The sequence below is a fragment of the Paraburkholderia monticola genome, assembly GCF_001580545.1.
Classification (GTDB): domain Bacteria; phylum Pseudomonadota; class Gammaproteobacteria; order Burkholderiales; family Burkholderiaceae; genus Paraburkholderia; species Paraburkholderia monticola.
On the sequence record NZ_LRBG01000001.1, the window covers coordinates 375,800 to 400,521 of the forward strand.

The following is a 24,722-nucleotide window of genomic DNA, read 5'->3' on the forward strand; positions in this document are numbered from 1 at the left end:
TCACCGATTCGCCGGCACCGCCGCCAAGCCGTCGAGCAACGCCTTATGAAACGCGTCCGGGTCCTGCATCTGCGGCGCGTGCCCCAGCCCCGCGAACTCGACCAGCGTCGCATGCGGAATCACCTTCGCGGCCGCGCGGCCCAACTCCGGATAATGGCCAAGCTTCGCACGCACTTCGGGCGGCGCCGCATCCTTGCCGATCGCGGTGGTGTCCTTCTGACCGATCAGCAGCAGCGTCGGCATCTGCAGTTGGCCGAGTTCGTAGAAAACGGGCTGCGTGTAAATCATGTCGTACAGCAGCGCGGAATTCCACGCGACGATCTGCTTGCCCGGACCCCGATACATGCCCGCGAGCATTTGCACCCACGGCTCGTAGTCCGCGCGCCATTGACCCGCGTAGTACGTCGCCTGTTCGTAGCGACGAATTCCGTCGGCGGTGGTCTTCAGCTCCCGCTGATACCACTGGTCGACCGATAGCGACGGCACGCCCTTCGCCTTCCAGTCCTCGAGCCCGATCGGGTTGACCAGCACCAGTTGCTGCGTTTCGCGCGGATACATCAACGCGTAGCGAATCGCGAGCATGCCGCCCGTCGAATGGCCGACCACCGTCACGTCGCTGACGCCCAGTGATTCGAGCAGCGCATGCGTGTTGCGCGCGAGTTGCTGGAAGCTGTACTGGTAATGCTCGGGCTTGCTCGATTTGCAAAAGCCGATCTGATCCGGTGCGATCACGCGATAACCGGCGTCGCTCAACCGGCGAATCGTCGCGTCCCATGTCGCCGAACAAAAATTCTTGCCGTGCAGCAACACGACGGTGCGGCCATTCGCATGCGCCGGCTTCACGTCCATGTAGGCCATCTGCAAAGGCACGCCCTGCGACGTGAACTCGAAGCGCCCGACCGGCGCCGGATAGTTGAAGCCCTGCAACTCGGGACCGTAGGCCGGGCCGGCATCGGCGAGCGAGGACGCGGAAGCGGCGCTCGCGACGACCGGGCTCGCCTCGTTCGCCGGCGTGGCAGCCAACGCGACGGACGCCGCGCACAGCGCGGCCCCCGCGCAGACACTCGACACGGCATGCAGGAATGGGCGCTGAAGATTCATCGGCAGGTTCTGGAAAAAACGCAACAGGAAACGGACGAGGTTCGGAGCGCACGATTCTACGACGCGCCGCCGAACTCTGGCGTCAGCCGCGCATGGCGGAGCACGCCGCCCGGTCTCGGCGTCGTGGCATGCATATTGCGGCTACCTGGATCGCACATCGTCGGACCGTGACCTCGTGCTCTATGTGCTGCGCCGCACCGAACGTCGCGCGCTAACAGCCGATCGTTCGAGGATGATCCGCTACGCGGCCCCGCTCAATAAACGCTCGTCGCTCGCCTCCAATCGGTGCTAGAACTAGCACACGGGCCCGCGAAAAACACGCGGCGAAAAATCGGCGAGACGGCACGATTGCCAGGCAGCACCCATCATCAGCGGAGAGCAAGCGAGCAGATCATCCCGGGGGCATACCAATCAGGCAACCATCTTGCATCGGAGAGAGGCGCCCGCTTCGCTCCACAGGAGACAGATATGAATACTCCGGCACGGCTGAACGACTTACAGCGCACTACCCTCGCGATCGTCCTCGCAGGCGGACGCGGCACCCGCCTCGGGCCGCTCACGAACAAGCGCGTGAAGCCGGCGGTGCACTTCGGCGGCAAATACCGGATCATCGACTTCGCGCTGTCCAACTGCCTGAACTCCGGCATCCGCCGCATCGCGGTCGTCACGCAGTACAAGGCGCATTCGCTGCTGCGTCATCTGCAGCGCGGCTGGAGCTTCCTGCGCGGCGAGATGGGCGAGTTCATCGACCTGTGGCCCGCGCAGCAGCGCGTCGAAGGCGCGCACTGGTATCGCGGCACGGCCGACGCGGTATTCCAGAACCTCGACATCATCCGCTCGATCCGTCCAAAGTACGTGGTCGTGCTGGCGGGCGACCACATCTACAAGATGGACTACACCCGCATGATCGCCGACCACGCGGACAGCGGCGCCGACTGCACGGTCGGCTGCATCGAGGTGCCGCGCATGGACGCGGTCGCGTTCGGCGTGATGGCGGTCGACGAAAACCGCCGCGTGACCGGCTTCGTCGAGAAACCGGCCGACCCGCCCGCGATGCCCGGCCGCCCCGACACGGCGCTCGCGAGCATGGGCATCTATGTGTTCAGCGCCGACTACCTGTACACGTTGCTCGAAGAGAACATCGCCGCGATCGACACCGATCACGACTTCGGCAAGGACATCCTGCCGCGCGTCGTCACCCAGGGGGTCGCGATCGCGCATCCGTTCAGCATGTCGTGCGTGTCGTCGGACCCGAGCGTCGAGCCGTACTGGCGCGACGTCGGCACGATCGACGCGTATTGGTCCGCGAACCTCGACCTCGCCTCGACGATCCCGACGCTCGACCTGTACGACGAGAGCTGGCCGATCTGGACGTACCAGGAGCAGCTGCCGCCCGCCAAGTTCGTGCGCGACATGAAGGGGCTGCAGGGTTCGGGCAACAATCTGATCGTCTGCGGCGGCTGCGTGATCTCGGGCTCGCAGATTTCGCGCTCGGTGCTGTCGTCGAACGTGAAAGTCAGTTCGTTCTGTAACATCAATGAGGCAGTCTTGTTGCCGCAGGTCACGGTCGGCGCGAGCTGCCGGCTGCAGAAGGTAGTGATCGACCGCGGTTGCACGATTCCGGAAGGCACGGTGATAGGCGAAGACCCGGTGCGCGACGCCGAGCGCTTCTATCGCACCAACGAAGGCGTCGTGCTGGTCACCCAGGAGGCGTTGCGCAAGCCGCAGAAGTAGCGCGCCTGCCTGCCGCCCGTGCATGCCGGCGGCGGGCAGCCGCCGGCAACGCTGGACCCGAACCCTCGCGGATCACTGAAACGACCCGCCACCCCGACAGAGACCCGGCCTATGACGATTCGCGCCCTGCACGTCGCAAGCGAGCTGTATCCCCTCCTCAAAACGGGCGGTCTCGCCGACGTCGCGGGCGCGCTGCCGTCCGCGCTGATCGAGCTCGGCGCCGACGTGCGGGTGCTGCTGCCGGGCTTTCCGGCGGTGCTCGCCGGCTTGACCGATCTGCAACCGGTCGCGCCGCTGGGGAGCCGTTTCGATGCGCCGAACGTGTCGCTCGAGCGCGGCACGCTGCCGGGCAACGGCCTCACCGTCTATGTGATCCGCGCCGCGTCGCTGTACGACCGGCCCGGCAACCCGTATCTGAACGACGCGCACGTGCCGTACGGCGACAACGCGCAGCGTTTCGCGCTGCTCGGCTGGGTCGCCGCGCAACTCGCGCAGCAGCTTGACCCGACGTGGTCGCCGCAGATCGTCCATGCGCACGACTGGCACGCGGGGCTCGCGCCCGCCTATCTGAAGGCCGCCGAACGCGAGCACGGCCGCGCGCCCGCGCGCAGCGTGTTCACGATTCACAACCTCGCCTACCAGGGGATTTTTCCCGCGCATCAGTTCAGCCTGCTCGGCCTGCCGCACGATTTCTTCAATATGCGCGGCATCGAATTCTACGGACAGCTATCGTTCCTCAAGGCGGGGCTCTACTACACCGACCGCATCACGACCGTCAGTCCAACCTACGCGCGCGAGATCCAGACGATCGCCCACGGCGGCGGGCTCGATGGACTGCTGCGCCATCGCTCGCACGATCTGAGCGGGATCCTGAACGGCGTCGACTACACGGTGTGGAATCCCGCCAGCGATGCGCTGCTCGCGACCCACTACAGCGCTTCGCGGCTGGCCGGCAAGGCCGCCTGCAAGGAAGCGCTGCAAAAGCGCTTCGGCCTCGCGCAGAAAAGCGACGCGCTGCTGTTCGGCGTCGTCAGCCGGCTGACCGAGCAGAAGGGCCTCGATCTGCTGCTCGGCGCGGTGCCCGAGATCGTCAAGCGCGGCGGCCAGCTGGTGGTGTTCGGCACCGGCGACCCGGCGCTCGAGACCGGCCTGAAGATGGTCGCGCAGGCGCATCCGGAATCGGTCGCCGTCGAGCTCGGCTTCGACGAAACGCTCGCGCATACGATCATCGCCGGCAGCGACGTGGTCGCGGTGCCGTCGCGCTTCGAACCGTGCGGGCTCACGCAGCTCTATGCGCTCGCCTACGGGTCGCTGCCGCTCGTGCACTGCATCGGCGGTCTCGCGGATACGGTCGCCGACGCGTCGCTCGAAAACCTTGCCGACGATCTCGCGACCGGCTTCGTGTTCGAACGCTTCGATCCGAAGGGACTCGCCGCGGCGATCCGGCGAGCCTTCGCGCTCTATGGCCGCCGCACCGAATGGAAGGCCACGCAGCGGCGCGCAATGCGCGAGGACTTCGGCTGGGGCGCGTCGGCCGAGCGCTATCTGGCTTTGTATCGGGAGCTGGTCTGACGCACCGGCCGCGTGCGGCATTGTCAGCTTTCGTTAATCTTCAGGCGCGTTTGATGGTTCGACGCAACAACACGGGGACCGATCGCCTCGCGGTTGTCAAACTCCTGTATTGTTGGCTGACTTGCCGGTGATGCGGTTTGTGCGTTTTTCCTGCACCATCTTGTATCAGGCATGTCTGCCGCGCGGCACCACGGCCATCGGGTGGCTCGCGCGGCCCTCCCCTAGCCGCTTTGTTGATCGCGCTTGACCGGTTGCGCGCGCCTTACCATGACGAAAAACGTTCTGAGCATTCAATCCCATGTCGTGTTCGGTCACGCCGGCAACGGCGCGGCCGTGTTTCCGATGTGCCGGCTCGGCGTCAACGTGTGGCCGCTCAACACGGTGCAGTTTTCGAATCACACGCAATACGGACACTGGAGCGGCAGCGCGATCGACGCCTCGCAGATGGAAGAGCTCGTCGAAGGCATCGGCGCGATCGGCATGCTGCCGCGCTGCGACGCGGTGCTCTCGGGCTATCTCGGCACGACGCAACAGGCCCAGGCCGTGATCGAAATCGTCAAGGCGGTGAAGGCGGTCAATCCGCGCGCCTGGTACTTCTGCGATCCGGTCATGAGCGCGGCGGGCGGCCACAAGGCCGAGCCGGGCATCCAGGAATTTCTCGTGCGCGAGATGCCGCAAGTCGCCGATGCGATCGCGCCGAATCACATCGAATTGCAGCGCCTCGTCGGCCGAGAGATCGAGACGTTCGAAGAAGCGGTCACCGCGTGCCGTGAAATCCTCGCGCGCGGGCCGAAGCTCGTGCTCGTCAAGCATCTGCTCGATCGCAACAGCCTCGCCGATCGCTTCAACATGCTGGTCGTCACCGAGCGCGAAGCGTGGATGGGCCAGCGTCCGCTCTATCCGTTTGCGCGCCAACCGGTCGGCGTCGGCGATCTGACGAGCGCGATATTCGTCGCGCGCACGCTGCTCGGCGACTCGGTCCGCTCGGCCTTCGAGCACACCCTCGCCGCGGTGAACGCGGTCGTGAAAGCGACCTGGCAGGCCGGGCGCTACGAGCTCGAACTGGTCGCGATGCAGAACGAAATCGCGCAGCCGCGCGAGTGGTTCGATGCGTGGGTCGCGGAGGCGGCTTAGGTCGGTCACTTAGGTTGGTCACTTAGGTCCGTCACTGAGGTCCGTCACTTCGGCAGCTCGCGCGTTGCCGAGCGCCCTCGCCGGCGGCCGTCCTATAATGCGTGCCTCGTGGACCGGGCTTGCGCCCGCGCTTCACGGTTTTTTTCAGCATCCGGCATTCAGTAGACGAGGCATCGATGGACGGTCATATCCGCAGCGAGCGGGAAGAATTTTTTGAGCAGTTGTGCATGAGCGTCGACGCCGACGAAGCGCACGAACAGGAAGCAATCGAGTTCTTCGAGAACCAGTTCGACCAGCCCGATTTCGATCCCGCGCAATGGCTCGATATCGCGCTCTACTACTCGCGCGCCGTCGCGAGCGGCATCGTCGACATGGTGACCGCCGAGGACAAGGAGCGCAGCAACATCGCCGAGATCATCGCCGACAATCTCGACATCTCATACGGCGAGGACGAGTGCCAGCAGTTCGCCGAGACGATCGAATTCGCGCTGAACAACGGCGTGCCGGTCGATCTCGACCTGGTGCTCGACGGCTGCCAGCGCGCGATCGACGATCTCGACACGTGGGCCGACGAAGACACCAAGGCGCCGCTGTTGCGTCTGCGTGAGGAGTTGCTGCGCCAGCAAGGCGAGCGCTAGACGAAAGCCCCGAACCTCCCCCGCAACGACGCAACACCGCAACACCCGCCGGCGCGCTCGCGCCGGCTTCTTAAGCATATGCCGTAATCCGCAGCTCCGGCGGACCTTCGCACGGCACGCCAGCTTGCAGGCCGCATGCACGCTATATGTGCACGTCGCGCCCATCCGCTGGCCTATGCCGAAATGCGCACCCAAAACGCCACGAATTGCCAAGACGACGGCAATTTGGCTTTCTATATTCCGGCCAGATCGACCGCACAAACACGCTGCGAAGCTCTGCGCGACTGGCGTATTCCAGCATTGTGAGCGGCGGCCGATCCTTCGTAGTCTTGCGATGCTTCACGTGTCGCACCGCTTTGCCGTCTTGCCGCTTTCATAACAACCGTCGATGCAAGGAGAGACCATGAGTCTACGCAACACGCTGAAACCGTTGGCCATGCTCGTGGGTGCGATGTTTGTCGTCGCGCCTGTCGCCACTTTCGCCGACGACCTGCCGGTCAAGATCGGTTTTGCCGCGCCGCTGACGGGCGCCAACGCCGGCTACGGCAAGGATCTGGAAAACGGCGTGCGGCTCGCGATCGACGAGGCCAACGCGCAGAAGATCAAGATCGGCGACAAGGTCGCGCACTTCGAGATCGTCTCGCAGGACGATCAGGCCGACCCGCGCGTCGGCGTGCAGGCCGCGCAGAAGCTGGTCGACTCGGGCGTCGCGGTGGTCGTCGGCCACTTCAATTCGGGCACGACGATTCCGGCCTCGCAGGTCTACGAGCAGGCCGGCATTCCGGTGCTCGACCCCGCGGCGACGAACCCGATCATCACGGGCCGCGGCTTCGCCAACACCTTCATGGTGATTTCGACCGACGCCCAAAACGCCGGCAACGCGGGCGTCTATGCGGTCGATGTGACGAAGGCCAAGCGCATCGCGATCATCGACGATCGCACCGCGTTCGGCCAGGGCGAGGCCGACGAGTTCGAGAAGGCCGTGAAGGCGCACGGCGGCACGATCGTCGCGCGCGACTACACCGACAACCACGCGGTCGACTTCAGCACGCAGATCACCAAGTTCAAGGGCGCCAATGCGGACCTCGTGTTCTTCGCCGGACTCGACAGCCAGGCGGCGGGCTTCGCGCGACGCATGAAGCAGCTCGGGCTGAACGCCCAGCTGGTCGGCGGCGGCGGCGTGATGGACGAGGACTTCATCAAGCTCGCGGGCGATGCGTCCGACGGCGCGATGGCCTGGGAATACGGCCGTCCGCTCGCGCAACTGCCGGGCGGCAAGGACTTCAACGCGAAGTTCAAGAAGCGCTTCGGCGCGGACGTGCTGTCGTACGCGCCGTTCGGCTATGACGGCGCGTGGGTGGCCATCCGGGCGATGCAGCAGGCGAAGTCCGACTCGCCGAACACGTACCGTCCGGTGCTCAAGTCGATCGATTACGACGGCGTGACCGGCAAGATCTCGTTCGACAACACCGGCGCGTTGAAGAGCGGCGCATCGACGCTGTACCAGGTGAAGAACGGCGCGTGGGTGCCAGTCGTCACGAAGAGCGGCACGTAACGACGTGGGGGTAAAGCGTGGCGGCCCTGCCCGGCTTACGGCCGACGCGGGGCTGCCACTACTTCGCCCCCACTGCCCTGACGACGACCTCGGCATCGAGATCGCGCTCGATGCGCACCAGGTCGTCGCGAATCGCCTCGAATTCGCTTGCGGTGCACATCTGATGTCCGAAGCTGGCGCGCAGATGCCGGTTGACCTGCAAGGTGCGCGTTGCCGGATCGAACACGTAGTGCGACGCGAACGTGAGCAGCGGGTCTTCGACCGTGCTGTCGGTCGGCAGGTCCGTCACGCGCACGAAGCGCGGCAAGCTCATCTCCAGCGTTTCATCGAATTCCCCGCCGATACAGGCCCACGGTTGCGTTCTGACGGGCTCCGCGAGCCAGGCCTCGACCTGCGAGGCCATGCCGCCGGCGAGGCTCGTCAGCGCCGGCACCGCGCTCGTGCCGTCCGGCCAGATCAGATGCGGCACGCTGCCTTGCATCGACGTCGCGAACGATCCGGCGGTTGCACTGACGTCGTCGGTCTGCAGCTGCGCGGTGCCGTGCAGGCCGGTTTGCAGCAGACGGCTCGCGGCCAGGTGCTGAGCGCCCGGGCGCGTCGCGCGCCGGAACGTGTTGCGCTCGAGCTCCGCGGTAAAGCCCGCATCCTCGACGCGGTACGCGTAGTGCGCGGTGCCTCTGTCGTCGATGTCGATCTGCATGCGCGCGTTGCGTGCGCGCCGTTGCGTGGCCGGCGTGCGCGCGAGCACGCCGTCGTCGACGAGCAGCACCGGCCGGTCCATCACCGCGCTCGGCAGATAGCCGAATTCGGTGCCGCCCGCCGAGGTGTCCGCGAATTGCGCCAGCTCAGGAATCCAGATGATCGCGTGATTGATCGCGCTCGCGCCGTACCCGGGCACCGTGGGCAGCGTGTAGTACGGACCGAGATTGAGCAGCACCGGCTCGCTGCGAATGCCGGCCGCCGCCAGCAGCGCGCCGTATAGCGCGACGTGGTCCTTGCAGTCGCCATAGCGGTTGCGCAGGATATCGGCTGCCTTGTGCGGCACCGCCGCCGTCTCGCCGAGAAACAGCGCGACGTAGCGGATGTTCAGACGCATCCAGTCGTACAGCGCGCGGGCTTTGTCGCCGGGATCGGTGAGGCCTGCCGTCAGTTGCTGCGCGAGGCTGACGATCGCGGGATCGTCCAGGGTCGTGTCGCTGTCGGCGGGAGCGCGATAGCGCTCGGCGAAGCTCGCGAAATCCGGCACCGTCGAGACCATCAGCCGATCGCCCCAGTTCGCGTAGCCGACCGCGCCCGCTTCGAGCCGCGCATACGGGCCATGCCGGTAGTCGAACTCGTAGCGGGTGCGGCCGTTCGCGGTGACGGGCGGCAGCGCGACGTAGCCGCGCGCGTCCGCGTAGAGCGGCACGTCGGCGGGCAGATCGAAGATCAGACGCTGCTCGTCGACGGGATCGAGCGACGGTTCGACCAGATACGCGAAGGTGCCCGCCTGCAGCGCCTTTGCGCGCGTCTTGCGAAACGCCAGATGCACGCGCGAGCCGGTCTGAACGCCGGGAAAGATCACCGTGCGCAACACGCCATCCTCGAAACTCGGCGCGCCGGCCGAGCGCGGCTCCTCGACGTCGCGGATCGCCTCGGGGCCGACCGCATGCGCGGTGCCGTCGGGATCGATCGTTTCGGCGCCCAGCAGTTGCACCTGCTCGATGTCCTTGTTGAACCACACGTAACGCTGCGCGATATCGTCGACGCCGCTGGCCGTGTCCGCGCGCAACACCGTGTCGTCGTGTTCTTCGATCGAGCCGTCTTTCTGGATCACGAATAGATGGACGTCACGCTCGATCGTCGCGGGGGCGACGTCATTGCCCGACGTGGTGATTTCGCCGGCGATCGCGCACAAGGGCAAGGCGACGCCGCTCGCGACAGAGACAAATAGCGCGGCAAACAACGCCATGCCCCGCACGTTTCGCGCGAGCGCGCACCCGACGATCGACGGCGGCGCCAACCTGACGACATTGTTCCCCAAGATCCACCTCGGCCAGCTTCGTGTCGTGGTTGTAGCACATCGCCGGCCCGCGGCGGCCGGTGTCAGTCGCCGTCGTCGAGCTGGCTCAGCAGCGCCTGCAGTTTCTCCACGTGCCTGAGCAGCATGTGCCGATGCTTGTCGATCTGCTCGAGCCGGCCCTCGAGGTCGGCCTGGATGCGATCGTCGAGCTCGGCCGCGGCCATCACGTCCTCGACTTTCGCGCGCATCGACGCGAGCTCCACCGGCGAATGCAGCAGATGCCGTTCGAAGCGCCGCACTTCCTGGGTCGCGATATCGCGCACCTTGCGAAAATGCGCGTGACGACGATGCGCTTCGACGTCGAGTGTTTCTTCCTCGATGCGCCGCGCGGGCCCCGGCTGCCCAAAAATCGGCTCGGGCCGCAGCACCGTCTTCTTGCGCACCGGATGCGCGGTGCCGCGAAAGCGCGCGAGCGGCTGCTCGTTGTCGATCGCCTCGCGCGCATTCGCCGGAATCTCGTGCCCGGCGTGCGGCACGTTCATCCAGCCGCCCGGCAAACCGGTGACGGCCTCGACGCCGCGCACGAATTCCTCACTGAACTCGCGCTGGCCGGCCAGCATCAGCTTCAGATAGCTCGCGGAAAACGTCATCATGCGTGCGAGCCGGGTCGCGGCGCCGACCTCGCTGGTCAGCAACACCAGGTTCGCGCGCCAGACTGGCAGCAGCAATTCGTCGGAATCTTCCATCGCTGGGTCTTCCATCTTTTCGCCTGATGAATCGATGACCGCGTCGCGCATGTCATCGTTTTGAAAGGGTAGTCGTCGCACGATGCCGCGTGCCATGCGTGTACAGCTTCGCATAGCGCGGTGCCCTGCTTGACGAAGTTACACGCGGCAGCCCGTCCGCACCGGCCAATTCAACGCAAAGCGCGCTAAAACAGGGCTGACGACACATCGCGTGTTGCATTGACACACGGATTCGCGCGCTGTTCCTACGTTTGGCGGCCTCATGTGGCATGCTTACACGCCGATGCGGCACGCGTCGTGCTGCATTGGTTGCTCCACAACATTGACTTAAGGGTTTTGTAATGAAGAAAATCGTTCTCGCTATTGCCGCAGCCGTCGCAACCCTGAGCGCGATCGCTCCCGCTCAAGCTGATGAGCATCATCACGAGTGCCACAAGGTGCGCGTTCATCATCATTGGGAAAAGCGCTGCCATTAATGGCGGTGAAACCGCGTCCAATGGGCGCGGTGCACATTAAAAAAGCCCCGCATTCACGGGGCTTTTTTTCATGGCGCGCCGCGTCGTGAAACAGCCGGCGCGCGATACGCACTGCGCGCTCGACGCTCAAACCATTCCATATGAACGCGCCAGCATGCAATCACGGACACATGCTGTTACACCTTCGCGATACGCTAACTCGCGTCGGCCGCTTTGACGCGCGCAAGCGCCGTCGTCACGAGCGCTTCGAGCAACGGCTCGACCTTCGCGGCGAGGACTTCATCGTACGCATAGGGCAGTTGCTCTTCCATATACGTGATCTGCGACAGTTCGAGTTGCACCGCGTGCACACCCTGCTCCGGCTGCCCATATTGGCGCGTGATATAGCCGCCCTTGAAGCGGCCGTTGGCGACCGCCGTATAGCCGCCGTGACGCTCGACCAGCGCGGCCAGTGCCTCGCCCATGCCCGGCGCCGCGCTCGCGCCGTTGGACGTGCCGAAGTTGAAGTCCGGCAAGCGTCCGTCGAAAAAGCGCGGCACGTGCGAGCGGATCGAATGCGCTTCCCACAGCAACATCTTGCCGTGCTTCGCCTTCAGCGCCGCGAGCTCGCTCGCGAGCGCGTCGTGATACGGCTTCCAGTAAGTGTCGCGACGGCGCGCGATTTCGGCGTCGTCGGGCAGATGGCCGTCCAGATAGAGCGGCTCCTTGTCGAACGTATCGACCGGCAGCAGACCCGTGGTGTCCTGGCCCGGGTACAGGTTCGCGCCGTCGGGCGGACGGTTCAGGTCGACGACGTAGCGCGCGTTGGTCGGCGTCAGGATCGACGCGCCGAGGCGCTTCGCGAACGCATACAGGCGATCGAGATGCCAGTCGCAATCGTCGGTGCGTTGCGCGACCGGCGTCATCGTCGCGGCGATGTCGGCGGGGATTTGCGTGCCCAGATGCGGGATCGAGATCAGAAGCGGCAGGCTTCCCTGATGCAGCGAGAAAACCGGCGTGAGGTTCGAAGCAGTCATGTCAGTCCGGAATCGGTGAGATCGGAGAATCGGTTCGGCGCATCGCGCGGATCGGCGCCGTTACTTGAGCAGTTCCGCGAGTGCCGCGCGATAGCGCGCATAGGCGCCCTCTTCGTCGCGATGCCTGCGATCGGCGACGACCTTGACGCCGCCCGCGTAGACGTCGCGAATCGGCGTGTCACCGTGCTCGCAGAATACAACGCCCGACAGCCACGCCTGTGGCGAATGCTCGGCGATACTCGAATGATCGGCATCGAGCACGAGCCAGTCCGCGCGATGGCCTGGCCGCAACTCACCGACCGCGCGGCCGGTCGCGAGCGCGCCGCCGTCTAGCGCGGCCGCGTAGAGACGATCGGCGACATGCGTGGCATCCGCCGACGCCAGCACGTTGCGCTGCCGGCGCGTCAGACGCTGGCCGTATTCGAGCAGGCGCAACTCCGCGCGCCAGTCGACCCCGATATGACTATCCGAGCCGACACCGATGCGGCCGTGCGCCTCGAGATAATCGTACGCGGGGAAGATGCCGTCGCCGAGATTGGCCTCGGTGGTCAGACACAGGCCCGCGATCGCGCCGCTCTTCGCGAGCGCGAGCGTTTCGTTCGCGTCGACGTGGGTTGCGTGCACGAGACACCAGCGGCTGTTCACTTCGAAGCGATCGAGCAGCCATTGCACGGGCCGCGCGCCTTCGGTTTCGATGCAGGCATCGACCTCGGCGGTCTGCTCGGCAATATGGATATGCACGGGCGCGCTGGCATCGATGCCGCCCAGCAGCGCGCGCAACGATGCCTCGGAAACCGCGCGCAACGAATGCGGCGCCACGCCATAGCGCAGCGCGGCGTTTTCGGGCCGTGCCGCGCGCAGCGTGCCGAGCAGATCGAGCAGGCTCTCGGGCGTATTGATGAAGCGCCGCTGATCGTCGCGCGGTGCGCGCGCGCCGAAGCCGCTGTACTGATACAGCACCGGCAGCATCGTGATGCCGATGCCGCTCGCCGAGGCCGCGTCCACCACGCGTTGCGCAAGCTCGGCCTGATTCGCGTAGCGCTGGCCGTCCTGCGCGTGATGCACGTAGTGAAACTCGCACACCGACGTATAACCCGCCTTCAGCATCTCGATGTAGAGCCACTGCGCGACGCTCGCGAGTCCTTCCGGCGTGATGCGCGCGGCAAAGCGATACATCAGATCGCGCCAGGACCAGAAGTTATCCGTGGCGTTGGCGCGATATTCGGTCAACCCCGCCATCGCGCGCTGAAACGCGTGCGAGTGCAGGTTCGGCATGCCAGGCATCAGCGGGCCCGCCGCTTTCGGCACGCCCGCCGGCGCTTCGGGTTGATCCGGCGTGACCGCGCTCAGCGTGCCGTGAGCGTCCCATTCGAGCAGCACGTTGCGGCGCCAGCCCTCGGGCAGATACGCGTCGGCGGCGAACAGCGATTGATTGGATTGCGTCATTTCTCAGGTTCCAGGTTCACACTCGACTCGCGCCGCGTATAAACGGTTTCGCCCGCGCGCACGACCCGCGCGCACAGCGGCCGGCCCATCCAGTAAGCGAGCTCGGCCAGCGAATCGACCGACCACACCGCGAAGTCGGCCGCGCGGCCGACTTGCAGCGCCCCGTGCTCGCCGGCTTTGCCAAGCGCACGCGCCGCATGCGTGGTGACGCCTTGCAGCACCTCGGGCACGGTCATGCGAAACAGCGTGCTCGCCATGTTCATCATCAACAGCAAAGAGGTTGCCGGCGACGTACCCGGGTTGCTATCGGTCGAAATCGCGATCGGCACCTCGTAGCGCCGCAGCAGTTCGAGCGGCGGCAATTGCGTCTCGCGGATGAAGTAGTAGGCGCCCGGCAGCAGCACCGCAACGGTGCCCGCTTCCTTCATCGCGGCGACGCCGGCTTCGTCGAGAAACTCCAGGTGATCCGCCGACAGCGCGCGATGCCGAGCCGCGAGTGCGGTGCCGCCGCCGTTCGACAACTGCTCGGCGTGCATCTTGACCGGCAACTGGTAGCGCGCGGCCGCGTTGAAAACGCGCTCGCTTTGCTCCAGCGAAAAGCCGATGCGCTCGCAGAACACGTCGACCGCATCGACGAGGCCTTCGTCCGCGAGCGCGGGCAGCATCGTGTTGCAGACTTCGTCGATATACGCGTCAGCGCGGCCCGCGAATTCAGGCGGCAGCGCGTGTGCGCCGAGAAACGTCGTATAGACCGTGACCGGATAGCGCTCGCCGAGTTGCCGCGCGACGCGCAGCATCTTGCGCTCGCTCGCCAGGTCGAGGCCGTAGCCGGATTTGATTTCGATCGCCGTCACGCCTTCGGCGAGCAGCGGTTCGAGCCGCGCGGCAGCTTGCCGCAGCAGCAATGCTTCGTCGGCCGCGCGCGTGGCGCGCACCGTCGAGACGATGCCGCCGCCCTGTCGCGCGATTTCTTCGTAGCTGACGCCGGCGAGCCGCTGCGCGAATTCGTCCGCGCGCTGGCCGCCATAGACGAGATGCGTATGACAATCGATCAGACCCGGCGTCACCCACGCGCCGCGCAGATCTTCGCGCGGCCACGCGGCGTATTGCGCGGGCAGTTCGGCAGCCGCGCCGAGCCAGACGATGCGGCCGGCTTCGACCGCGATCGCGGCATCGGCGAGGGTGTGGTGAGGATCGCCCTGCGGGCACAGGTTCAGGTGATGCCAGACGGTTTGCTTCATCGCGTGCTCTTTGCAGCTCGTTGCGTGTCTGTGAATGAGTGGTCCGTGACGGGTCGCCTGCAATGCCTCGTCACGGTTGAAGCGTCATCGCGTGTAACGGATCGTGATCGCAAGTACCGCGCCGTCGCCCGTTAGCGTGCAAGCGAGCGCGTGCGGCCCGTCGACGCGCAGCGTATCGCCGCTGTCGAGCCGCACGGCTTGCGCATGGTGCCCCGCCAGTGCGACCGTGACCGCGCCGCTCGCGCAAAACAGCAGCGCCACGTCGCCGTCGAGCGCGCGCAGCGCAGGCTGCGCGCCGGTGCGCCACACGTCCACTTCGCCTTGCGCCACGTCGCGCCGGACCATCAGGTTGAAGTCGCGCGTGGCGCCGTCGACGAGCCGCGCGTCGATGCGCGTCTCGCCATCGAAGCGCGCAAGCTCCAGCGGCTTCCGCAACACATGCGTGCTGACGACGCCCGCGTCGCCCAGTTCATCGAGCAGCATGCCCGCGCCGGAGAGCAACACGAGCGTGCGGTCAACGCCGTCGAAGCGCGAGAACGGCCCCGCCTGCGCGACATCGGCGACGCTCACGCGCCACACGAAGTCGGCGCTCGCCGCGCCCTGCCCGCCGCCTGACGACGGAAAAGCCGCGACCTCGCGCGTGACGCCGCCGCCGTTTTTCCACGGCGCCGCCACGAGGTCGGCGCCGCGAATCAGCGTGACGCTTGCCATGCCGCCCGCGTCGTTGGCCACGTGCACGATCAGCGGCCCAGCATCGGCAGATTCAGGCCCGCCTCGCGCGCCGTCTGCTGCGCGAGTTCATAGCCCGCATCCGCGTGACGCATCACGCCGGTTGCCGGATCGTTCAGCAGCACGCGACCCAGGCGCTTGTGCGCGGCGTCCGTGCCGTCCGCGACGATCACGACGCCCGAGTGCTGCGAGAAGCCCATGCCGACGCCGCCACCGTGGTGCAGCGACACCCACGACGCCCCGCCTGCCGTGTTCAGCAGCGCGTTGAGCAGCGGCCAGTCGCTGACCGCATCCGAGCCGTCCTTCATCGATTCGGTTTCGCGATTCGGGCTCGCGACCGAACCCGTGTCGAGGTGATCGCGACCGATCACGATCGGCGCCTTCAGCTCGCCGTTCTTGACCATTTCGTTGAACGCCTGGCCGAGACGATAGCGATCCTTCACGCCGACCCAGCAGATCCGCGCCGGCAGACCCTGGAACGCGATACGTTCGCGCGCCATGTCGAGCCAGTTGTGCAGATGCGGATCGTCGGGGATCAGTTCCTTGACCTTCGCATCGGTCTTGTAGATGTCCTCGGGATCGCCCGACAGCGCAACCCAGCGGAACGGGCCCTTGCCTTCGCAGAACAGCGGACGGATATACGCCGGCACGAAGCCCGGGAAATCGAACGCGTTTTCCACGCCCATTTCGAGCGCCATCTGGCGAATGTTGTTGCCGTAGTCGAGCGTTGCCGCGCCGCGTTCCTGCAGCGTCAGCATCGCCTGCACCTGTTTGGCCATCGACTGCTTGGCCGGCGTGACGATGCTTTCCGGCGCGGTCTTCATACGCTCGCGCCAGTCTTCGACCGTCCAGCCCTGCGGCAGGTAGCCGTGAATCGGATCGTGCGCGCTCGTCTGGTCGGTCACGCAGTCCGGCGTGATGCCGCGCGCGACGCACTCGGCGAACACGTCGGCGGCATTGCCGAGCAGACCGACCGAGACCGGCTTGCCGCTCTTCTTCGCTTCGTCGAGCATGGCGAGCGCCTCGTCGAGCGTCTTCGCCTTCTTGTCCACGTAGCGCGTCTTCAGACGGAAGTCGATGCGCGTCTCGTCGCATTCGACCGCGATCATCGAGAAGCCCGCCATCGTCGCCGCGAGCGGCTGCGCGCCGCCCATGCCGCCGAGACCGCCGGTCAGGATCCAGCGGCCCTTCGGATCGCCGTTGAAGTGCTGGTTCGCGACCGAGAAAAAGGTTTCGTAGGTGCCCTGCACGATGCCCTGGCTGCCGATGTAGATCCAGCTGCCCGCGGTCATCTGGCCGTACATCATCAGGCCCTTGCGGTCGAGTTCGTGAAAGTGTTCCCACGTTGCCCAATGCGGCACGAGGTTCGAGTTCGCGAGCAGCACGCGCGGTGCGTCCGCATGCGTGCGGAACACGCCGACCGGCTTGCCCGATTGAATCAGCAGCGTTTCGTCTTCGTTCAGGTCCTTCAGCGACGCGAGGATCTGGTCGAAGCAATCCCAGTTGCGCGCGGCGCGGCCAATGCCGCCGTACACGACGAGCGCGTGCGGGTGCTCGGCGACTTCCGGGTCCAGATTGTTCTGGATCATCCGGTACGCGGCTTCTGCGATCCAGGTCTTGCAGGTCTTTTCCGCGCCGTGCGGTGCGCGGATCGTGCGAGACGGGTCAAGACGCGGATCGATATGTTTCGGATTGTTCATGGTGTGCCTCGGGATGCGTGAAGATGTTCGATAAAGATTCTGCGAAGACAAAAAACGAAATCAGAAGTGTCCAGTGAAGCGGTAACGGGTGCCCGGATGCCACAGATTCGCGATCGAGGCGACCTCGCCTTGCGACCATGTGCGCCGGTGCAGCACGAGACACGGCTCGCGTTCACTCATGTGCAACAGCTCGCGCGTCATCTCGTCGGCGGCGAGCGCCTCGATGCGGTACTCGACGCGCTGCAGCGGCGCGACGCGCACGAGGTACTGGTTCGGCGTCGTGTTCGTGAAGTCCTGCAAGGCGTATTCGGGAGCGACGGCGGGATTAACCCAGCGTTCCTCGAGCTGCACCGCCTCGTCGTTTTCGAAATGCAGCAGGCGCGAATGAAACACGGGGCTGCCCGCGCTCACCTGCATTTCTTCGGCGAGCGCCGCATCGGCGATGCTGGCGCCGATGTTGAGCACCTTCGCCTGATAGCGATGACCGCGCGCGACGATTTCATCGGAGATGCTGCGGATCGCCACCAGTGTCGACTCGTACTTGGGCCGGGCGACGAAGGTGCCCGAGCCTTGTACGCGTGTGAGCACCTGCTCCGAGGTCAGCTCGCGCAACGCGCGGTTGACCGTCATGCGCGCGACGCTGAACTCGCGTGCAAGCTCGTTTTCGGAGGGCACCTGGTCGCCTTCGGCCCACTCGCCCGCATGGATGCGCGCGAGGATGAAGTCCTTGATGCCCTGATAAGCCGGTGCGTTCATGGCAGTGATCCGCGCTCCCGACGGCTTATTGTTCCGACGCGAACGAGAACGGGCTCAGCTTCGCGATCGAACCGTCCTGCACGCGCTTCGTGATCGCCGCGATGTCCGGCGCGAAGTAGTGATCGAGCTCGTAATGCGCCACGTCATTGCGCACGAGGTCCATCACCTTCTGCAGGCTCGGGCTCGTCTTGTGCGGCGCACGCAGATCGACGCCCTGGGCTGCGGCGAGCAGTTCGATCGACAGGATGTTCGCGGTGTTCTCGGCGATGTCGCCGAGCTTGCGCGCGGCGAACGTCGCCATCGACACGTGGTCTTCCTGGTTCGCGGAGGTGGGCAGCGAGTCGACGGAGGCCGGATGCGCGAGCGTCTTGTTCTCCGAGGCGAGCGCGGCGGCCGTCACGTGCGCGATCATGAAGCCGGAGTTCACGCCGCCATCACGGACGAGGAACGGCGGCAGGCCCGACAGCGTCGCGTCGATCAGCAGCGCGATGCGGCGTTCGGCAAGCGCGCCGATTTCGGCCGCGGCGAGCGCGAGGTTGTCCGCCGCGAAGGCGACCGGCTCGGCGTGGAAGTTGCCGCCCGACAGCACTTCGCCGGTGTCCGGGAAAATCAGCGGATTGTCGGAGACCGCGTTCGCTTCCATCAGCAGCGTTTGGGCGGCCTGGCGCATCTGGTCGAGACACGCGCCCATCACCTGCGGCTGGCAGCGCAGGCTGTACGGGTCCTGCACCTTGTCGCAGTCGGCGTGCGAGACGTTGATCGCCGAGCCTTGCAGCAGCGAGCGATAAGCCGTCGCCGCGTCGATCTGGCCTTGATGGCCGCGCAGTTCGTGGATGCGCGCATCGAACGGCTTGACCGAACCCATTGCCGCATCGACCGACAGCGCGCCGGCGACGAGCCCCGTGCGGAACAGGTCTTCGATCGCGAACATGTTGTAGAGCGCGAGCGCGGTGGAAGCTTGCGTGCCGTTCAGCAGGGCCAGACCTTCCTTCGCCTGCAGCGTGAGCGGCTTCATACCGACGAGCGCGAGGCCTTCGGTCGCCGGCATGCGCTCGCCCTTCGCGAACACTTCGCCGACGCCGAGCAGGGTCGCCGACATATGCGCGAGCGGCGCGAGGTCGCCCGAAGCGCCGACCGAACCCTTGACCGGGATCACCGGCAGCACGTCGGCGTTGAACAGCGCGATCAGCGCTTCCATCACTTCGCGGCGGATGCCCGAATGACCGCGGCCGAGGCTCGAGAGCTTCAACGCGATCAGCAGACGCACGACCGGGCGCGACATCGGCTCGCCGACGCCCACTGCGTGCGACAGCACCAGATTGCGCTGCAGCAGTTCGAGCTGGTCACGCGGGATGTGCGTGCTGGCGAGACGGCCGAAGCCTGTATTGATACCGTAGGCCGGCTCGCCCTTGGCGGTGATGTCGGCGACGGCTTGTGCGCACGCGTCGATGGCGGCGTGGCTGGCGGGATCGAGTTGAAGTGTGACCTGCTCACGCGCGATCTGGCGCAGTTGCGGGAGGGTCAGGTAGCCGGGCTTCAGAATCATGGTTGTCGTCCTGTCTATACAAGTTCAAATAAGTCTAGCGGGCCGTTCTTGTATATACAACTTCTTTTTCGAGATTTTGTGCCTGGGGATTTCCATTATTTGCCGCGTCATTTCGGCGAGGGAGATCGGAAGGCTGGCCCGCGGGTCGGGGCGGCGAGTCCGGGATGCGTGGGACGGTGTGACCGCTGTGGGTTGATCCCGTACTTGTATATACACCTTCGCGTCGCCGGTCGCACGGCAAGCCGGACGCGCCGGCCCGCCCAACCATTCAGTTATAGGCGAGCCGGCTTGCGGCGCGGACTAGAGCCTGACCCGCGCCGCGATGAAATCGAGAAAGGACTGCACGCGCCCCGCGAGCGAGACGCTCTGGTAGTACACCGCATGCACCGGCTGCCGTCGATCGACGAGCAGGTTGCCGAGAATCGGCACGAGGCGCTGTTCGCGCACGTCGGCGGCGGTCATGAAGTCGGCGAGACAGGCGACGCCCGAGCTGGACAGCGCCAGTTGCCGCAACGTTTCGCCGCTCGACGCGGTGATCGACGGTTCGATCTTCAGCAGCGCGGTGTCGTCGTCTTGCGCCCGGCTGCCGCGGCGCCTGTTGCCGGCCGCGCGCAGCGGCCAGCGATTCAGATGCTCGGGCGCCGTAAAACCGATCAGCCGATGCCCGCGCAACGCGTCGAGCGTCGTCGGCTCGCCGTGCTCGGCCAGATACGCCGGGCTCGCGAGCACGCGCAGCCGGCTCTCGCCGAGCGCGCGCGCGTGCAGCGTCGAATCCTGCAGCGCGCCGATCCGGATCGCGATGTCGACCTTCTGTTCGAGCAGATCGACGATCCGCTCGTTGCTGGTCAGCTCCAGCCGGATCTCCGGATACAGCGCCGAAAACGCGCTCATATGCGGCGCCACGCAATGCAGCATGAACGGCGACGCCGCGTCCACGCGCAAGCGCCCCGACGGCCGTTCGCGGCCGCGCGCGACCGACTCCTCGGCCTCTTCGAGCGCGTCGAGAATCGCGCGGGCGCGCCGCAGGAAGGCGTCGCCCTCCTCGGTCAGATGTAGCCGACGCGTGGTGCGCCGCACGAGCGCCGTATCGAGCTTCTGTTCGAGGCGGGTGAGCGCGCGGCTCACGCCGGAGACGGTCTGCCCCAGCTTCTCGGCCGCCGCCGTGATCGAGCCACTGTCGATCACGGTGACGAACACGAGCAATTCGTCGGTGGACGTTTTCATTGTTGATTTCAAATCAAGATTGATTTGAGACTAACACGCTTTTTGCGAGAATCCGCGCGAGCGATACTGCGCACCTGTCCTCGTTTTTTCATCGGGAGTACGTCTTGAAGATTTTCGTTACTGGCGCAAGCGGTTTTATCGGCGGCTCGATCGCGGCGCATCTGGCGCGCGCCGGCCATCAGGTACGCGGGCTGATCCGCAAGCCCGAACATAGCGCCGAGCTGCAACGACTCGGCATCGAACCGGTGATCGGCACGCTCGACGATCGCGCGTTGCTGATCGCCGAAGCGCAAGCGGCCGACGCCGTCGTCAACGCCGCGAGCAGCGATCACGAAGGCGCGGTGCGCGCGCTGATCGACGGACTCGCGGGTTCGGATAAGGTATTGCTGCACACCAGCGGCTCGAGCATCGTCGGCGATGCGTCGGGCGGCGAAGCGGGTGAAGCACGCATCTATCATGAAGACGCGTTGCCGACCCCGACCGCTGACAAGGCCGCGCGCGTCGCGATCGATCAACTCGTGCTCGACGCCGCGCAACGCAAGGTTCGCTCGGCCGTGCTGTGCAACACGCTGATCTACGGTCACGGCGCGGTGGCCGGCAGCGCGAGCGTGCAGTTGCCGCGCCTCGTGCGCCAGGCGCAGAAGAGCGGCGTCGTGCGTCATGTGGGCAGCGGCGGCAACATCTGGTCGAACGTGCATATCGACGACGTCGCCGAGCTGTATCGCCTCGCGCTCGATAAAACCCCTGCCGGCACGTTCTATTTCGTCGAAAGCGGCGAAGCGTCGTTCCGCGACATGAGCGCCGCGATCGCGCGCGCGATGAAGCTCGGCGCGCCGCAGGACTGGCCGCTCGACGACGCGAAACAGGAATGGGGCTACGAAATGGCCTCGTACGGTCTCGGCTCGAACAGCCGCGTGCGCGGCGAACGCGCGCGCGAGCTGCTCGGCTGGCAACCGCGGCGCACCTCGGTGATCGAGTGGATCGAGCGCGACATGATGGCGTCGCAAAGCACCGTGTGACAAGGCGTTGCGCGCCGCGCGAGAGCGGCGCGCGCCGTAAGCTGTGTAAGCCCGGCCGTTGCGAATCCGTAAGCTCCTTTCGATAGAATCGCGTGCATCTGGAGGTGCGCTTCGCACCGTTGCAAACGAGCCCGATTCGATCGATGACCCTCGCGCTGAATTTCGACTGGCTAACCAACCTGCTGGCGATTCTGTTCGTCGTCGCGTGTCTGTACGACACGCGCTACGACGAATACGGCGTATTGACGCTGTCCGCCGCCGCGATGAGCCTCATCGTGATGGCGATCGAGATGTTTCTCCGACCCGCCTTCGAGATGGCGCTCTAGCGCGCCACCCCGCCTCACCCCTTCACACCGTGTACGAGCCGCACGCCGGGCAAGCTCCGTGCGCCTGGTCGCCATAGCGGTCGTGATGCTTGACCCAGTCCATCAGATTGCTCTTCTCGTTGCGGCCTTTCGGCGTGATGTCGAGATGCGCGTAGGTGTTCAGGAAGCGCTCGTCGCCGCGTCCGTAGCATGAGTACGTGTGGTACACGTCGCCGCTTTCGTCCTTGAAGAACACGCTGTGGCCGTGCTGTTCGTCGATGCCGACGTCCTGCTCGGTGAAGTTGTAGAACGCCTTCCTGCTCGCCAGTTGCTCGGGCGTGAACGACACGTGGTAGTCGAAATTGAAATCGCTGCCGCTCGACGACACCCACGGAAACGTCCATCCCATGCGCCGTTTGAACGCGTCGATCTTCTCGAGCGGCGCGTGCGAGACCGTCACGTAGCTGACGTCGTGATGTTCGAGATGCGTGAGAATGCCGCTCATATGGTCCGACAGGAACGAGCAGCCGATGCAGCCCTCCTCCCAGTCCGGCCCCAGCATGAAGTGATAGACGATCAGCTGGCTGCGGCCATTGAACAGCTCCGCGAGCGTCTTCCTGCCCTGCGGCGTATCGAACGTATAGAGCTTGTCGACCTTGACCCACGGCAATTCGCGGCGCTTCTTCGCGAGTTCGTCGCCGGCGCGCATATGGGCTTTTTCGTCGGCCAGCAGCGCGCGGCTCGCGGCGAGCCACTCTTCGCGGCTGCCGATTCGATGTTGCGGTTCCATCTGCGTCTCCTTTCCTGCTGAATGCAGGCCCCAACCATAAGGTTATGGTTTAGAAGCGCAGACGCGAAAGTCAAGAAAAGCGGGCAAAGGGCGGGAGCAAAAAAGAGACGCGGCACGCCGCGGATCAATCCGCGACGCGCCGCGTCAAGGTGGAGATCAACTCACTACCTGCTACCCAACTCAGATCGCCCAGCCGCCGACATAGAACCCGACCAGCACCGCCGCGATCGCCACGGTACCCACGTTGAGCTTGCGATACTCGCCGCTGACGATGCGCCCGATCACGAGCGTCGCGAAGCCGAGCATGATGCCGGTCACGATGTTCGCGGTCAGCACGATGAACACCGCGCACACGAGCCCCGCCATCGCGTCGACCATGTCGTCCATATGCAGCTTGCTCACGTTCGACAGCATCAGCAGCCCCACGTACATCAGCGCGGGCGCGGTCGCATACGACGGCACCAGCGCGGCGAGCGGCGAGAAGAACATCACGACCAGAAACAGCAGACCGACGACGGCCGCCGCCATCCCGGTCTTCGCGCCCGCCGCGACGCCGACCGTCGACTCGATATATGCCGCCGCCGGCGCGCCGCCCAGCAGGCCCGAGAAGATCGAGCTCAGCGAATCGGCGGTCAACGCGCGGCCGCCGTTGATGATGCGGCCGTTTTCGTCGAGCTGCCCCGCCTGGCCCGCGACCGCGCGGATCGTGCCGGTCGCGTCGAACACGGCGGTCATCACCAGCGCCAGCACGCTCGGCAGCACCGCCATCGACAGCGCGCCCTTCACGTCCATCGCGCCGATCAGCGAAGCATGCCCCGGCGCGCTCAACGACGGCACCGCGAAGATGCCGTGGAACGCGACGGCCGGATCGATCGCCAGCCCGATCGCCGAGATCGCGACGATCACGATCAGGATCGAACCCGGCACGCGCCGCCGCACCAGTCCGACGATCGCGGCGAGTCCCGCGACCGACATCAGCGCCGGCAACGCCGTGATATTGCCGAGCGACACCGGCAGCCCGGCGCCCGGATTCTTGACGACGAGGCCGACGTCGTTGGCGGCGATCAGCAGCAGGAACAGGCCGATGCCGATCCCGGTGCCATGCGCGATGCCGGCCGGCAGATTGCGCAGGATCCACGAACGCACCCCGGTCACGGAGATCGTGGTGAACACGACACCCATCAGGAACACCGCGCCGAGCGCGACGGTCGGATGCAGCCCCTTGCCGAGCACGAGGCCGAACGCCGTGAACGCGGTCAGCGAGATCGCGCAGCCGATCGCGATCGGCAGACGCGCCCACACCCCCATCAGCAGCGAGCCGAACGCCGTGGTCAGACACACGGCGACGAACACCGCGCTCGTATCGAAGCCCGCTTTGCCGAACATGCCCGGCACGACGAACACGGAATAGACCATCGCGAGGAAGGTCGTGATGCCCGCGACGATCTCCGTACGCTGCGTGCTGCCGCGTGCGGTGATGTCGAAGTAGCGGTCGAGAAAGCCCTTCGAATCGAAGGATTCGCTCGCGACGTCGGTATTCGCGAGGGCCTGGGGTTCCATCATGATGAGTGCCTCCTTTATCAGCGTGCTGAAACGGCCGCTTCTGCGGCCGTCATCAGGGTTCGTCTCGTGGATTTATCGGTGTGAATCGCGCTTTTCTGAGTCGCAATGTAGGTGAAGACAAATATGTGTCCAATCGCATGAATGGCATGCCGGACATGTCGCGCGACATATAACTTTTGCGCGACGGTCGCTCGCGCCACCGCGCCGCGCGTTTACACCTACGGCATGGGGCCGCTATCGGCGCCGAGGTTCCGGGCAAGCGGCGTGCAGCGCGGTACGGCCAGCCAGTCTGCAGCGGTCTGCAAAACAGCTCGCCAGGCAGCCCGCGAAAGCCGGTCCGCGCGGCCGCGCGGGTTAAACTCTGGGCCGTGCCCCATCCAACCGCGGCGGCTCATCGCGCCCGTCCGCACCAGCCCGTGGAGTTTTTCC

General features: G+C 65.7%; 21 protein-coding genes. 8 read left to right on the top strand and 13 right to left on the bottom strand.

Translation table 11 applies throughout. The features are described from left to right. A complete protein-coding gene (locus tag CI15_RS01655; protein ID WP_062123894.1) occupies positions 1-1,101 on the bottom strand; it encodes an alpha/beta fold hydrolase in 1,101 nt (366 codons plus the stop codon). 468 nt (positions 1,102-1,569) lie between these two features. Between CI15_RS01655 and glgC the strand changes: the two genes are divergently transcribed. The 5 genes from glgC to CI15_RS01680 all read left to right on the top strand — a co-directional run bounded on the left by glgC (position 1,570) and on the right by CI15_RS01680 (position 7,734). Then, entirely contained in the window at positions 1,570-2,835 is a 1,266-nt protein-coding gene (gene glgC / locus CI15_RS01660) for a glucose-1-phosphate adenylyltransferase (protein ID WP_062123661.1), read from the top strand. A 111-nt stretch (positions 2,836-2,946) separates the two neighbouring features. Further along, entirely contained in the window at positions 2,947-4,407 is a 1,461-nt protein-coding gene (gene glgA, locus CI15_RS01665) for a glycogen synthase GlgA (RefSeq protein ID WP_062123663.1), read from the top strand. 267 nt (positions 4,408-4,674) lie between these two features. Next, complete coding sequence (gene pdxY / locus CI15_RS01670; RefSeq protein WP_062123665.1) at positions 4,675-5,541, top strand: pyridoxal kinase PdxY; 867 nt, start codon at positions 4,675-4,677, stop codon at positions 5,539-5,541. A 176-nt stretch (positions 5,542-5,717) separates the two neighbouring features. Continuing rightward, entirely contained in the window at positions 5,718-6,179 is a 462-nt protein-coding gene (locus CI15_RS01675; RefSeq protein WP_062123667.1) for a hypothetical protein, read from the top strand. 403 nt (positions 6,180-6,582) lie between these two features. After that, positions 6,583-7,734 carry a branched-chain amino acid ABC transporter substrate-binding protein gene (locus CI15_RS01680; RefSeq protein ID WP_062123669.1) on the top strand — a complete coding sequence of 384 codons (1,152 nt, stop codon included), beginning with the start codon at positions 6,583-6,585 and terminating at the stop codon, positions 7,732-7,734. A gap of 58 nt (positions 7,735-7,792) precedes the next feature. On the opposite strand, the gene CI15_RS01685 is transcribed toward CI15_RS01680, so the two are convergent. Both CI15_RS01685 and CI15_RS01690 read right to left on the bottom strand, forming a co-directional pair. After that, the gene (locus CI15_RS01685; RefSeq protein WP_062123672.1) at positions 7,793-9,757 is read right to left on the bottom strand and encodes a DUF3857 domain-containing transglutaminase family protein; all 1,965 of its coding nucleotides are present in this window, start codon (positions 9,755-9,757) and stop codon (positions 7,793-7,795) included. Positions 9,758-9,819: 62 nt separating this feature from the next. Then, entirely contained in the window at positions 9,820-10,482 is a 663-nt protein-coding gene (locus CI15_RS01690) for a hypothetical protein (protein ID WP_062123896.1), read from the bottom strand. Between the two features lie 341 nt (positions 10,483-10,823). On the opposite strand from CI15_RS01690, the gene CI15_RS38010 reads away from it, so the two are divergent. Then, positions 10,824-10,958: a hypothetical protein gene (locus tag CI15_RS38010; RefSeq protein WP_277621025.1), complete on the top strand. Its 135-nt coding sequence runs from the start codon at positions 10,824-10,826 to the stop codon at positions 10,956-10,958. Positions 10,959-11,152: 194 nt separating this feature from the next. On the opposite strand, the gene hutG is transcribed toward CI15_RS38010, so the two are convergent. From hutG to CI15_RS01735, 8 genes are all read right to left on the bottom strand, one after another. Then, positions 11,153-11,974, bottom strand: coding sequence for an N-formylglutamate deformylase (gene hutG, locus CI15_RS01700; protein ID WP_062123675.1), 822 nt, complete (start codon positions 11,972-11,974; stop codon positions 11,153-11,155). Positions 11,975-12,034: 60 nt separating this feature from the next. Next, positions 12,035-13,420 carry a formimidoylglutamate deiminase gene (locus tag CI15_RS01705; RefSeq protein WP_062123677.1) on the bottom strand — a complete coding sequence of 462 codons (1,386 nt, stop codon included), beginning with the start codon at positions 13,418-13,420 and terminating at the stop codon, positions 12,035-12,037. Further along, positions 13,417-14,661 (bottom strand): imidazolonepropionase, encoded by a 1,245-nt coding sequence (gene hutI, locus CI15_RS01710; RefSeq protein ID WP_062123679.1) that lies wholly within the window; start codon positions 14,659-14,661, stop codon positions 13,417-13,419. Before hutI ends, CI15_RS01705 begins: the two co-directional genes overlap by 4 nt. An 84-nt stretch (positions 14,662-14,745) precedes the next feature. Further along, positions 14,746-15,372 (bottom strand): HutD/Ves family protein, encoded by a 627-nt coding sequence (locus CI15_RS01715; RefSeq protein WP_062123898.1) that lies wholly within the window; start codon positions 15,370-15,372, stop codon positions 14,746-14,748. Positions 15,373-15,401: 29 nt separating this feature from the next. After that, a complete protein-coding gene (gene hutU / locus CI15_RS01720) occupies positions 15,402-17,090 on the bottom strand; it encodes a urocanate hydratase (protein ID WP_062123680.1) in 1,689 nt (562 codons plus the stop codon). Between the two features lie 60 nt (positions 17,091-17,150). Next, the gene (gene hutC / locus CI15_RS01725; RefSeq protein WP_062123682.1) at positions 17,151-17,846 is read right to left on the bottom strand and encodes a histidine utilization repressor; all 696 of its coding nucleotides are present in this window, start codon (positions 17,844-17,846) and stop codon (positions 17,151-17,153) included. 25 nt (positions 17,847-17,871) lie between these two features. Next, a complete protein-coding gene (hutH, locus tag CI15_RS01730) occupies positions 17,872-19,392 on the bottom strand; it encodes a histidine ammonia-lyase (protein ID WP_062123684.1) in 1,521 nt (506 codons plus the stop codon). 300 nt (positions 19,393-19,692) lie between these two features. Then, complete coding sequence (locus CI15_RS01735) at positions 19,693-20,616, bottom strand: LysR family transcriptional regulator (protein ID WP_062123686.1); 924 nt, start codon at positions 20,614-20,616, stop codon at positions 19,693-19,695. A gap of 104 nt (positions 20,617-20,720) precedes the next feature. Between CI15_RS01735 and CI15_RS01740 the strand changes: the two genes are divergently transcribed. After that, positions 20,721-21,635, top strand: coding sequence for an NAD-dependent epimerase/dehydratase family protein (locus tag CI15_RS01740; RefSeq protein ID WP_062123688.1), 915 nt, complete (start codon positions 20,721-20,723; stop codon positions 21,633-21,635). A gap of 143 nt (positions 21,636-21,778) precedes the next feature. Next, on the top strand, positions 21,779-21,961 hold the full coding sequence (locus CI15_RS01745; RefSeq protein WP_062123900.1) for a hypothetical protein: 183 nt from the start codon (positions 21,779-21,781) through the stop codon (positions 21,959-21,961). A gap of 22 nt (positions 21,962-21,983) precedes the next feature. Here the strand turns inward: CI15_RS01745 and CI15_RS01750 are convergent, their stop codons facing one another. Further along, positions 21,984-22,730: a DUF899 domain-containing protein gene (locus tag CI15_RS01750; protein ID WP_062123690.1), complete on the bottom strand. Its 747-nt coding sequence runs from the start codon at positions 22,728-22,730 to the stop codon at positions 21,984-21,986. A 180-nt stretch (positions 22,731-22,910) separates the two neighbouring features. Continuing rightward, positions 22,911-24,293 (bottom strand): NCS2 family permease, encoded by a 1,383-nt coding sequence (locus CI15_RS01755; RefSeq protein ID WP_062123692.1) that lies wholly within the window; start codon positions 24,291-24,293, stop codon positions 22,911-22,913. Between the last annotated feature and the right edge of the window lie 429 nt (positions 24,294-24,722).